We start from the raw sequence: 11,945 nt of genomic DNA on the forward strand, positions 1-11,945 counted from the left end.
AATGAGGTATGCCGCACCCCTCCCGACCGACCGGCCGCGCGCTCGTGGGCGGCGTGGTCGTCGCCCTGGTCACGGCCGCGTGCTCGACGGCCGAGCCCGCCGCACTCGAGACCCGTGCCGGCACGACCACCTCGGCGACCTCGAGCGCCACCGCCCCCACGGGGAGCACCTCGGCGCCGTCGTCCCCCACGACCCCAACGCGTCCGACCGCAGCCCAGCCGGCCGGACCCGTGACCCTGCTGAGCGGCCTCGACATCGCATGGTCGGTGGCCGTGCTGCCCGACGGCAGCGCCCTCGTGAGCGAGCGCAACACCGGCGTCGTCCACCACGTGCCCAAGCCCGGCTCCCGGGACAGGGCGACGGTCGCCGGGAAGCTGCCGATCACCCGCACGGAGGGCGAGGGCGGCCTGCTCGGGCTCGCCGTGCCCGAGGACTTCGACGCCGACCCCGTCTTCTACGCGTACTACTCGACCGAGAGCGACAACCGCATCGCCGCCGTGCCGTGGCGCGACAGGACGATCGGCGAACCCGTCGTCATCTTCTCCGGCATCCCGCGTGGTCGGAACCACAACGGGGGCCGCATCGCCTTCGGGCCTGACGGCTTCCTCTACGTCGGCACGGGCGAGGCCGGTGACACCTCGCTCTCGCAGAACCTCGACTCCCTCGGCGGGAAGATCCTGCGCATCACACCGGACGGCGACCCGGCCCCCGGCAACCCGTTCGGCGGTTCCCCGATCTGGTCCTACGGACACCGAAACGTCCAAGGGCTGGCTTGGGACAGTCGCAAACGCCTGTGGGCCAGCGAGTTCGGACAGAACACCTTCGACGAGCTCAATCTCGTCGAGCCCGGCAAGAACTACGGCTGGCCGGAGGTCGAGGGCCGTGCCGACAACCCGGACTACGTCGACCCCGTCGCCGAGTGGCCGACCTCCGAGATGTCGCCGAGCGGCATCGCCGTCGGGCCCGACGGCGCCGTCTACATGGCAGCCCTGCGCGGGCAGTCGGTGTGGCGGGTGCCGGTCGACGCCGACGGCTCCGCCGGCACACCGAGCCGCCATCTCCAAGGCACCTACGGGCGTGTCCGCGACATCCACTTCGTCGGCAGCCGGGTGTGGATCACGACGAGCAACAACGACGGCGCCGACCGGCTCATCTCGCTGCCGCTCTCCGCGGTCGGAGCCGCATGACCCGTCGCTGCCCCCTTCGCACCGCGTGGTCCGCCGTGGGCGCCCCAACCTGACTAGCCTGACGAGCAGGGGTCGGCACCGGCGCCACCCACGAGCAGGAGGGGCACCCATGGGTTCGTACGACGAGATCCTCGACCAGGTACCGATCGACCAGCTGGCGGGCCAGTTCGGGGTCGGGAGTGACGAGGTCCGCCAGGCGGCGGAGAGCGCCCTGCCCGCGCTGCTCGGCGGGCTCCACGCCAACGCCTCCGACCCCGCCGGCGCCGACTCGCTGCTCACGGCGCTCTCGGACCACCAGGGCACGATCAACGGACTCGACGACGTCGACGAGCAGGACGGGAAGGCCATCGTCGGCAACATCTTCGGCGGCAGCACCGACCAGGTCGTGGGCCGCCTCGGCGGTCTCGGCGGGACGTCCGGAAGCCTCGTGCAGAAGCTGCTGCCGATCCTCGCCCCGATCGTCATGTCGTGGCTCGCCAACAAGCTGGGGCAGGGCGGCCTGGGCGGGATGCTCGGCGGCGGGTCGAGCTCGGCCGGCACGACCACCACGGCGGGCAGCGGGTCGCCCGACGGTGGCCCGCTCTTCCCCGGTGGCGTGGGCGCCGACAGCGGACCGGTCCAGGCTCCGGGCAGCGCGACGTCGACGGGTGCCGCGTCCGGCGGCTCGAACCCGCTCCAGGACGTCCTCGGCCAGGTGCTCGGTGGCGGCTCCGGCTCGACCGGTGGCAGCGGGGGCGCCGGTGACATCCTCGGTGGCCTGCTCGGAGGCCTCCTCGGCGGCGGCAAGCACTGACCCCAACCCACGTCAACCGTCGAGAGGCCACGAGCGGCCGCCCCTCAACCGTCGAGGGGCCACCAGGTGCCGCCGTGCACAGGTCGAGGGGCCACTTTCTGTGACCAGAAGTGGCCTCTCGACGTGGGTGAAGCGGCGGGAGGTGGCCCCTCGACGGTGGGGAAGCGGCCGAAGGTGGCCTTTCGACGGTTGCGGGGCGGGGGTCTACTGGAGCTTGGCGAGGATGAGCTCGCGGGCCTTGCCGGCGTCGGCCTGGCCCTTCATCTCCTTCATGACCTGGCCGATGAGCGCACCCGCGGCCGCCACCTTGCCGTCGCGGATCTTGGCCGCGACGTCGGGGTTGGCCTCGATGACCTTGTCGACGGCGGCCTCGAGGGCGCCGTCGTCCTGGACGAGCTCGAGCCCACGTGCGTCGGCCACTGCCGTCGGGGTGCCCTCGCCGGCGAGCACGCCGTCGAGCACCTGGCGCGCCATCGAGTCGTTGAGGCGCCCTGCTGCGACCATCCCGTCGAGCTCGGCGACGTGCGCCGGCGTCAGACCCAGCCCGGCGGCGTACGTGACGATGTCCTGACCCTCGGCGTTGGCGCGCCGTGACGGCTCACCGAGCCACCACTTCTTCGCCGCGCCGGCGCTCGCGCCGGCTGCGACGGTCTCCTCGATGAGCTCAACCGCTCCGGCGTTGACGACGTCACGCATCTCGAGATCGCTGTAGCCCCAGTCGGACTGGAGCCGCTTGCGACGGAGGCCGGGAGGCTCGGGGAGCGTGCCCCGCAGGGTCTCGACGGTCTCACGCGTCGGTGCGACCGGCACGAGGTCGGGCTCGGGGAAGTAGCGGTAGTCCTCGGCGTCGGACTTGACGCGTCCCGAGGTCGTGATGCCGGTGTCCTCGTGCCAGTGCCGGGTCTCCTGGAGGATCGAGCCTCCGCCGTCGAGGATCGCCGCGTGCCGCGAGATCTCGTAGCGCACCGCCCGCTCGACGGAGCGGAGCGAGTTGACGTTCTTGGTCTCGGTGCGCGTGCCGAGCGGCACCGCGAGCTGGGCCTCGTCGAGCGGCTCGCCGACGCGCGGGCGCAGCGACACGTTGGCGTCGCAGCGCATCGAACCCTGCTCCATCTTGACGTCGCTGACGTCGAGGGCGCGCAGCAGGTCGCGCAGCGCCGAGACGTAGGCCTTGGCGACCTCGGGCGCGCGCTCCCCCGCCCCGACCATGGGCTTGGTGACGATCTCGATGAGCGGGATGCCGGCGCGGTTGTAGTCGACGAGCGAGTGGTCGGCGCCGTGGATGCGACCGGTCGCGCCGCCGATGTGCAGCGACTTGCCGGTGTCCTCCTCCATGTGCGCGCGCTCGATCTCGACGCGGTAGACGCTGCCGTCCTCGAGCTCGACGTCGAGGTGGCCCTCGAAGGCGATCGGCTCGTCGTACTGCGAGGTCTGGAAGTTCTTGGGCATGTCCGGGTAGAAGTAGTTCTTCCGGGCGAAGCGGCACCACTCGGCGATCTCGCAGTTGAGCGCCAGGCCGATGCGGATCGCCGACTCGACGGCCTTCTCGTTGACGACGGGCAGTGCGCCGGGCAGGCCGAGGCACACCGGGCAGACCTGCGAGTTGGGCTCGGCGCCGAACTCCGTCGGGCAGCCGCAGAACATCTTCGTGGCCGTGTGCAGCTCGACGTGGACCTCGAGACCCATGACCGGGTCGAACTTCGTCATGGCCTCGTCGTAGTCCATGACGGCATCCGTCGCGACGGTGGTCATGTCAGGCTCCCTTCGCAGCAGCAGCGCCCAGCTCGGGCGCGCGGTCGAGGATCGGACCGCCCCAGCGGTCGACGAGCGCGGCCTCGAGGGCGGCGCCGACGGAGTAGAGACGCTCGTCCTTCATCGCCGGGGCCAGGATCTGGATGCCGGCCGGCAGCCCGTCCTCGTCGGCGAGCCCGGACGGGATCGACATGCCGGGGACGCCGGCGAGGTTGGCCGGGATGGTGGCGATGTCGTTGAGGTACATGGCCATCGGGTCCTCGAGCTTGTCACCGAGCTTGAACGCCGTCGTCGGGGCTGTCGGGCTGACGAGCACGTCGACCTGGGCGTACGCCTCGTCGAAGTCCTGCGCGATGAGCGCGCGCACCTTCTGCGCCGAGCCGTAGTAGGCGTCGTAGTAGCCGGAGCTGAGGGCGTAGGTGCCCAGGATGATGCGGCGCTTGACCTCGGGTCCGAAGCCCGCGTCTCGCGTGGCGGCCATGACCTGCTCGGCGCTCGGTGCGTCGACGCCCTCGGGCAGCACGCGCATGCCGTAGCGCATCGCGTCGAACTTGGCGAGGTTGCTCGACGCCTCGCTCGGGAGGATGAGGTAGTAGGTCGCGAGGGCGTACTCGAAGTTCGGGCAGCTCACCTCGACGACCTGGGCGCCGAGCTCCTCGAGCAGTGCGACGGACTCGTCGAAGCGGGCGCGCACGCCGGGCTGGTAGCCCTCGCCGCCCAGCTCCTTGACGACGCCGATGCGCATGCCCTTGACGCTGGCGGCGCGAGCGGCCTCGACGACCGGCGGGACCGGCGCGTCGATCGAGGTCGAGTCCATCGGGTCGTGGCCACCCATGACGGCGTGGAGCAGGGCGGTGTCGAGGACCGTGCGACCGCACGGGCCGGCCTGGTCGAGGGAGCTCGCGAGCGCGACGAGGCCGTAGCGCGAGACGCCGCCGTAGGTCGGCTTGGTGCCGACCGTCGCCGTGACGGCGGCGGGCTGGCGGATCGAGCCGCCGGTGTCGGTGCCGGTCGCGAGCGGCGCCTGGAAGGAGGCGAGCACCGAGCTCGAGCCACCACCCGAGCCGCCCGGGATCCGGTCGAGGTCCCACGGGTTGTGCGACGGCCCGTAGGCCGAGTGCTCGGTCGAGGAGCCCATCGCGAACTCGTCCATGTTCGTCTTGCCGAGGATCGGCAGGCCGGCCTCGCGCAGCTTCGACACGACGGTCGCGTCGTAGGGCGGGATCCACCCCTCGAGGATCTTGCTGCCGCACGTCGTCGGCAGGCCCTTCGTCGTCATGACGTCCTTGACGGCGATCGGCACCCCGGCGAGGGCGCCGAGGGTCTCGCCGGCCCGACGTCGCTCGTCGACCGCCCGGGCCTGGGCGAGCGCCCCGGCCCCGTCGACGTGGAGGTAGGAGTGCACCTGGCCGTCGACGGCGGCGATCCGGTCGAGGTGCGCCTGGGTCACCTCGACGGAGCTGATGGTTCCGCTCGCGAGCGCGCCGGCCAGGTCGGCGGCGCTGGCCCTCGTCAGGTCAGTTGGCAGGTCGGTCACGTCAGTGCCTTCGGTTCGTAGCTGCTGCGACAGGAGTGTTCGTGGTGCCCGTCACGGGCGGGGGCGTATGCCGGGTGCCCGGGACCGCGGCATACGCGGGCTTCAGGGTGGCTCAGTCCTCGTCGAGGATGCGCGGCACCGAGAAGCGCTGCTGCTCGGCCTCGGGCGCCCCGGCGAGCACGGCCTCCGCGCCGAGGCTGGGGCGCACCACGTCGGGGCGGGTCACGTTGGTCAGCGGCATCGGGTGCGACATCGGGGCGACGCCGTCGGTCGGGGCCTGCTGGACCTTGGCCACGGACTCGAGGATGACTCCGAGCTCACCCACCATGCGGTCGAGCTCGGCGTCCGAGAGCTCGATCCGGGCGAGGCCGGCCAGGTGGGCTACGTCGTCGCGGGACAGGGATGACATGCGGGCCAGTCTATGGGGCAGCCCCTCGGACCCGGACCACGGTCCGGAGCCCCACGGACACCGCGCGCCCTCTCGTGCTCCCGCGCCCCGGAAGTCGTCCGGGGCAGGGCGTGTCCTGCCGCCGGTCTCGCTCGTTGACCACGTCGGATCCACGAGCCACCTAGGAGAACCCTCGATGACGAGCCCGGCCAGCCCGACCACGACGACGACCGCGCCCAGCCAGGACGCGCCAGCGGCTCCCGCCCCCGCCGCCGAGGCGGCCGACCCGCCCCCCACCGCCGCGGCCGGCCCAGCACCCACCCCGACGACGACCGACACGTCCACCGCCGCGCCGACCGCCGCACCGACCGAGACGTCGACCGACGCGCCGACCGACCGGGCCTCTGCCAAGGCCGAGATGGCCGAGGTCGCCCCACGGGCGCGCCGATCCACCGACGTGCGGGCCGGGGCCCGCCGCGCCGCGACCCTCACCGGAACCGGCATCAGGCGCGTGCGCACCCTGCTCGGCGAGATCGTCTGGTTCGTGTGCCTGCTCGCCGCCACGGCCCTCCTGCTCGGAGCCGTCCTCGTCGTGCTGGACGCCAACACGAGCAATGCCCTCGTGGCAGCGGTCCTGCGCGCCGCCGACTGGGCCGACCTCGACGTCTTCAGCCGCACCGCCGGTGTCAAGCAGTTCACCGGGGACGGCGCCGTCGTCAAGAACACCATCACCAACTGGGGTCTCGGCGCCGTCGCCTGGCTCGTCGTCGGCCGGGTCGCGCGCCGCATCCTCACGCCCTGACGCTCCGCCGACGTCGTCACGCAGGCTGAGCTGCGCTACGCTTCTTTTGCTAACACTGTTCGCAAAGGAGTGGTCGTGTGAAGGTCCTCATGCTCGCCCCGGGCACCCGCGGAGACGTCGCCCCAGCCGCCGGCCTCGGCAGGTCGTTCGTCGACGACGGGCACGACGTGGCGATCGTCGCGGGGGCGGAGTACGCGCGCCTCGTGGTCGAGGCCGGCTGCACGCACGTCGGCTTCGACGCCCCGATGACGCTGCCCGAGCCGTCGGACCCCGACTCGTCCGAGGGGCGGAGGGGGCCTGGTGTCGCCGCCTACCTCAGGGTGCTCCGTTCCTACATGGACGACGCCGCGACGGCCGCCCTCGCGGCTGCCCCAGGTGCCGACGTCGTCCTCACCAACGCGATCTCGCCCTACGGCCACGACATCGCCGAGCACCTCGGGGTGCCGTCGGCCGCGGCCCTCCTCCAGCCGGCAGAGCCGAGCAGCGCATACCCGCCGATGATCGCCAGCCGGCGCGACCTGGGTCCGGCGAACCGGCTGGCCGGACGCCTTGCCGAGCGTGTGCGCACGCCGTACGACGCCGCCTGCGCCCGGGTGCGTTCCGAGCTCGGCCTGCCTGCTGAGAGCCGCGCGCACGCGCAGCGGCGACGCCGAGCGGCGAGCCTGCCGGTGCACCACGGGATCAGCCCGGTCGTCCTCCCACGACCGAGCGACTGGTCGGACCGGCTGAGCCTCGACGGCTTCTGGTGGCCGGCACCGGTGGGATCCGGAATGCCAGAAGCCGCACTGGCCGAGGCCCTGGCCTCGGGTCCGCCGCCGGTCGTCGTCAGCCTCGGCAGCCTCCCACCGGGGGGCGCCGTCGTCCGCGCGGTCGCCGATGCGGTGCGGGGCACCGGGCTGCGCACCGTCCTGCAGGGCGCGGCTCTCGAGGCCACCGCGAGACACCTGGCGGACGAGCTCGGCCCCGACCGGGTCCTCCATGTCGGGGACGTGCCGCACGCGTGGCTCCTCCCCCGTGCGGCCGCTGTCGTCCATCACGCCGGTGCCGGCGTCACCGCTGCCGCCCTCCGGGCCGGCGTACCGTCGGTGCCCCTCCCGATGCACACCGACCAGCCGTTCTGGGCGCGCCGGCTCGTGGCCCTGTCCGCCGGCACCGCACCCGTCCCCATGACGCGGGTCAGCGGCGAGGTGCTGGCAGCTCGCATGACCGAGGCCGTGACGTCGCGAGAACTGCGCGACGGGGCGGCGTTAGTCCGCGACGCGATCGCCCGCGAGGACGGGACTGCGCCGTTGCGGGCCTGGTTGCAGCGGGTCGGCGCATGACCGGGCGGACCCCGGCGCGGGTCGGCCCGCCGACGGCGTCGAGACTCGACCGGTGAGCGACGACGTCATCTGGATGCGGCCGGACCACTCCACCGTGGGCCGACCGGCACGCCTGACGCGTGAGGCCCTGACGCGGGCAGCTGTCCGCGTGGCCGATGCCGAAGGTCTGGCAGCCGTGACCATGCGCAGCATCGCCTCGGAGCTGGGCACCGGAGGCGGCTCGCTGTACCGGCACGTGACCGGCCGCGACGAGCTGGTCGATCTCATGGTCGACCACGTCGCCGGTGAGTACGTGCTCGAGGCACCGACGGGAGACGCGATTGCGGACCTGACCGCGCTCGCGCTGCAGGGACTGGCCATCCACCGACGCCATCGCTGGCTCGGCGACGTCGGGGCGACACCGGTCCTCGGGCCCCATGGCCTCGCCTTGACCGAGCACGTCCTGACGGTGCTCGAGAGACACCCGGCCGCCGACGGTCGGAAGCTCGTGGCCTTCGCGACGATGAACGCCCTCACGACCGCCTACGCCAGGTCAGGCCACAGCGACCAGGACCCGGCGCGCGCCCGGGGGCAGGCAGCCTACGTCGCGCACCTCGTCGCCGAAGGACGCCTCCCGCGCCTTGCCGCTCTGCGTCCGGAGGTCGGCGTCGAGCCCGACGAGGTCTTTCCGGTCATGCTGCGGAGGGTCCTGCGAGGGCTGCTCGACGACTGACGCGACGCCTCGCACTCCCCCGGTTTTAGGTATCCGCGCTGACCTCAAACCAGTGAGTCGCTCAGTCGCGCCGTCTGCCGCGCCGTTCGAGGACGTAGCGGCGCAGGACGTTGCGCGCCGTGCCCCAGATGCCGTGACGGAAGAGCAGGACGATGACGACGAAGATCGTGCCGGTGATGAGGCCGATGCCCTCGAAGCCGGAGCTCGCGAGATAGTCCTCCAGCGTCACGACGACGCCCGCGCCGACGAGGCCACCCCAGAGCGTGCCGATGCCGCCGAGGACCGTGATCAGCACGACCTTGCCCGACGTCGTCCACATCAGCTCCTGGAGCGACGCGAACTGGTGGCTGACCGCGAAGACGCCGCCGGCGAGGCCGGCGAGGCCGGCCGAGATGATGAACACCGTGATCTTGTAGCGCTCGACGTCGTAGCCGAGGGCTCGCGCCCTGGCCGGGTTGTCGCGCACGGCCGTCAGCACCCGGCCGAAGGGCGAGTTGACGACGCGCCACGCGACGAGGATGCCGACGAGGATCATCGCGGCGCCGACGTAGTAGAAGTAGAACGGGTCGGTCTCGACGAGCTCGATGCCGAAGAAGTTGCGCGGGATGCCCTGGAGGCCGTTCTCGCCGCCCGTGAGGTCACGCGCCTGGTTGGCGATGAAGTAGAGCATCTGCGCGAAGGCCAGGGTGACCATGGCGAAGTAGATGCCGGTCCGCCGCACCGAGAGGTAGCCGATCGGCCACGCGATGAGCATCGCGAAGACGGCGCCCCCGATGACGGCGACGGGGAACGGCACGCCCCAGTGGGTGGCGATGAGGCCCGTGCAGTACGCCGAGCCACCCCAGAACGCGGCGTGGCCGAAGCTGAGCAGCCCCGTGAAGCCGAGGAGCAGGTCGACGCTGATCGCGAAGAGCCCCCAGCAGAGGATGTCCATCGCGACGGGCGGGTAGATCCAGTACGGCAGCATCACGAGCACGGCGAGGCCGGCCAGGAGCATGACGTAGCGCAACGGGTTGCGCCGCGACAGGATCGAGGGCTGGGCCAGGTCGACGTCGACCTTGGCGGTCATCTGCTCGCTCATGCGACCTCCTCCCGTCCGAAGAGCCCCGAGGGCCGGACGAGAACGACGAGCGCCATCAGCACGAAGATGACGATCTGGGCGTACGTGGGGGCGTAGGCGATGCCGTAGGCCTCGACGAGTCCGACGAGGAAGCCAGCGACCACCGCCCCGAGGATGGATCCGAGGCCGCCGATGACGACGACGGCGAAGAGGATGATGATGAAGTTGCTGCCCATCTCGGCGGTGATGGCGCGGGTCGGCGCCGCGAGCACACCAGCGAGGCCCGCGAGCGCGATGCCGAAGCCGAAGACGGGCGTGACCCAGAGCCCCACGTTGATGCCGAGGGCCCGGGTCCGGTCGGGCGCCTCGGTCGCGGCGCGCACGATCATGCCGATGCGCGTCTTCGTCAGCAGCAGCCCGACGGCGACGCACACGACGACCGAGAAGAGACAGGCGAAGATCGCGTAGACCGAGAGGTTGACCGACCCGACCGAGACCTGGCCACCGAGTCCGGCGGGCACCTGGTAGGGCAGGCCCGAGACGCCGTAGCGCTGTTTGACCGCCTCGACGATCACCAGCGTGAGCCCGAACGTCAGCAGGAAGTTGTAGAGCGGGTCGAGCTCGAGCAGCCAACGCACGAGCAGGCGCTCCATGAGCACGCCGAACCCGAACATGAGGATCGGGACGATGACGAGCGCGGCCCAGAAACCGACGTTCAGCTCGGCGAGCAGGACGGCTGACAGGACGGCGCCGAGCATGTAGCAGGCGCCGTGGGAGAAGTTGACGACCCCGAGGACGCCGAAGATGACGGCGAGGCCCAGCGCGGACAGCGCGTAGAAGCCGCCGGCGGCGAGCCCCTGGAGGGTGTACTGGATGAATTCGCTCATGTCTCTCGCTCGGTTCGCGGTCGATCGGGCTGGGTGCCGCTGTCTGGACAGTCGCGCTGTGCCGTATGCCGTCCGGCGCGTCCTCGTGGACGCCACCGGACGGCATACCGGCCCAGAGCGCTGGCTCCAGACGCCTGAGCTCAGCTCATCGAGCAGGCGGGGTTGGCCTCGCCGTAGGCCTCGGCGGCCGGGATCGTCTTCTGGATGTCCTCGTAGTCCCACTCCTCCGGGGCGGAGCTCTTGACCTTGGCGAGGTAGACGTCGTGGATGACGGCGTGGTCGGCCTTGCGGATCTCGCCGTTGCGCAGGAAGACGTCATCGATCTTCTTGCCCTCGAGCTTGCCGACGATGGCGTCGGCGTCGTCGGTACCGGCCTCCTGGACGGCCTCGAGGTAGTTCATCGCGGCCGAGTAGTTCGCAGCATGGGCGAAGGACGGCCGGGTGTTCGTCTTCTCCTTGAAGCGGTCGGCCCACTTCTTGTTCTGCGCGTCGAAGTTCCAGTACCACGCGTCGGTGAACTGCGTGCCCGCGAACTGGTCGACACCGAGCGAGTGGATGTCGGTGATGAACATCAGGCCGACCGCGAGCTGCACCTTGCCCTTGAGCGAGCTCTGGTTGAACTGCTTGACGAAGTTGATGAGGTCGCCGCCAGCATGCATGGAGCCGACGACGTCGGGGTTGCCCTCTCCGGCCTTGGTGATGAAGGTGGCGAAGTTGTCGCTCGGGAAGGGCGACGCGATCGACTGCCCGACGGTGCCGCCGTTCTTCGTGATCTCGGCGGTGAAGGACTTGTTCATGTCCTGGCCGAACGCGTAGTCGGGGTAGACGATGTTCCAGGTCTTGCCGCCCTCCTTGGTGATGGTGCCGGCGGTGCCGCGCGCGAGGACAGCGGTGTTGTAGGCCCAGTGGAAGGTGTACTTGTTGCAGCTCGCACCGGTCAGGGCCGTCGTGCCCGCACCGATGTTGATGTAGAGCTTCTTCTTGTTCTTGGCCTGTGTCGCGACGGCGAGGGCCGCGGCCGAGTTCGGCACGTCGAGGATGATGTCGGCCTTCTGGCGGTCGTACATCTCCTGCGCCTTGGAGTTGGCGATGTCGGCCTTGTTCTGGTGGTCGGCCGTGACGACCTCGATGTCCTTGGCGACGGCCTTGTCGCCGTACTTCGCCTTGTAGTCCTCGATCGCCATCTCGATGGCGACCTTGCTGTTGGGACCGGACAGGTCCTTGTAGACGCCCGACTGGTCGTTGAGCAGACCGATGACGACCTTGTTGTCGGTCAGCTTGCTCGAGCCGCCGGACTGGGGGCCGCCGGCCCCTCCGCACGCGGCGAGCGCGAGCGACGCGGTCGCGGCGATGGCGACGCTGCCCTGGACTGTCCTGCTACGCATGTCCCCTCCTGGGGTTGTGACGAGATGTGACGGGTGTCTGACGGGTGTGACGGGATGACGCGAGGGCGTCGTGGTCGTGGCGTGGTGCGCCCGGCGCGTGCCGCGGCCGGGACGTGGGCG

11 protein-coding genes are annotated in these 11,945 nt (G+C 71.2%); 5 read left to right on the top strand and 6 right to left on the bottom strand.

What is annotated here, in order from left to right; translation table 11 throughout:
- Positions 1-8: 8 nt before the first annotated feature.
- Both NR112_RS03360 and NR112_RS03365 read left to right on the top strand, forming a co-directional pair.
- Positions 9-1,187, top strand: a complete 1,179-nt coding sequence (locus NR112_RS03360; RefSeq protein WP_256792552.1) for a sorbosone dehydrogenase family protein — start codon at positions 9-11, stop codon at positions 1,185-1,187.
- 109 nt (positions 1,188-1,296) lie between these two features.
- Positions 1,297-1,980: a DUF937 domain-containing protein gene (locus NR112_RS03365; RefSeq protein WP_256792553.1), complete on the top strand. Its 684-nt coding sequence runs from the start codon at positions 1,297-1,299 to the stop codon at positions 1,978-1,980.
- A 204-nt stretch (positions 1,981-2,184) separates the two neighbouring features.
- On the opposite strand, the gene gatB is transcribed toward NR112_RS03365, so the two are convergent.
- From gatB to gatC, 3 genes are all read right to left on the bottom strand, one after another.
- A complete protein-coding gene (gatB, locus tag NR112_RS03370) occupies positions 2,185-3,732 on the bottom strand; it encodes an Asp-tRNA(Asn)/Glu-tRNA(Gln) amidotransferase subunit GatB (protein WP_256792554.1) in 1,548 nt (515 codons plus the stop codon).
- Position 3,733: 1 nt separating this feature from the next.
- The gene (gatA, locus tag NR112_RS03375) at positions 3,734-5,260 is read right to left on the bottom strand and encodes an Asp-tRNA(Asn)/Glu-tRNA(Gln) amidotransferase subunit GatA (RefSeq protein WP_256792847.1); all 1,527 of its coding nucleotides are present in this window, start codon (positions 5,258-5,260) and stop codon (positions 3,734-3,736) included.
- A 121-nt stretch (positions 5,261-5,381) separates the two neighbouring features.
- Entirely contained in the window at positions 5,382-5,678 is a 297-nt protein-coding gene (gene gatC, locus NR112_RS03380; protein ID WP_256792555.1) for an Asp-tRNA(Asn)/Glu-tRNA(Gln) amidotransferase subunit GatC, read from the bottom strand.
- 175 nt (positions 5,679-5,853) lie between these two features.
- Between gatC and NR112_RS03385 the strand changes: the two genes are divergently transcribed.
- The 3 genes from NR112_RS03385 to NR112_RS03395 all read left to right on the top strand — a co-directional run bounded on the left by NR112_RS03385 (position 5,854) and on the right by NR112_RS03395 (position 8,493).
- Complete coding sequence (locus tag NR112_RS03385; protein ID WP_256792556.1) at positions 5,854-6,459, top strand: hypothetical protein; 606 nt, start codon at positions 5,854-5,856, stop codon at positions 6,457-6,459.
- A 77-nt stretch (positions 6,460-6,536) separates the two neighbouring features.
- On the top strand, positions 6,537-7,781 hold the full coding sequence (locus tag NR112_RS03390) for a glycosyltransferase (RefSeq protein ID WP_256792557.1): 1,245 nt from the start codon (positions 6,537-6,539) through the stop codon (positions 7,779-7,781).
- Positions 7,782-7,833: 52 nt separating this feature from the next.
- Positions 7,834-8,493 (top strand): TetR family transcriptional regulator, encoded by a 660-nt coding sequence (locus NR112_RS03395; RefSeq protein ID WP_256792558.1) that lies wholly within the window; start codon positions 7,834-7,836, stop codon positions 8,491-8,493.
- 61 nt (positions 8,494-8,554) lie between these two features.
- Here NR112_RS03395 and NR112_RS03400 read toward each other — a convergent pair whose 3' ends face one another.
- From NR112_RS03400 to NR112_RS03410, 3 genes are all read right to left on the bottom strand, one after another.
- On the bottom strand, positions 8,555-9,574 hold the full coding sequence (locus NR112_RS03400; RefSeq protein WP_256792559.1) for a branched-chain amino acid ABC transporter permease: 1,020 nt from the start codon (positions 9,572-9,574) through the stop codon (positions 8,555-8,557).
- Positions 9,571-10,440, bottom strand: a complete 870-nt coding sequence (locus NR112_RS03405) for a branched-chain amino acid ABC transporter permease (RefSeq protein WP_256792560.1) — start codon at positions 10,438-10,440, stop codon at positions 9,571-9,573. Before NR112_RS03405 ends, NR112_RS03400 begins: the two co-directional genes overlap by 4 nt.
- Positions 10,441-10,580: 140 nt before the next feature.
- Positions 10,581-11,825 carry an ABC transporter substrate-binding protein gene (locus NR112_RS03410; protein WP_256792562.1) on the bottom strand — a complete coding sequence of 415 codons (1,245 nt, stop codon included), beginning with the start codon at positions 11,823-11,825 and terminating at the stop codon, positions 10,581-10,583.
- Positions 11,826-11,945 lie beyond the last annotated feature (120 nt).

This window comes from Terrabacter sp. Ter38 (assembly GCF_024519435.1).
GTDB lineage: Bacteria > Actinomycetota > Actinomycetes > Actinomycetales > Dermatophilaceae > Terrabacter.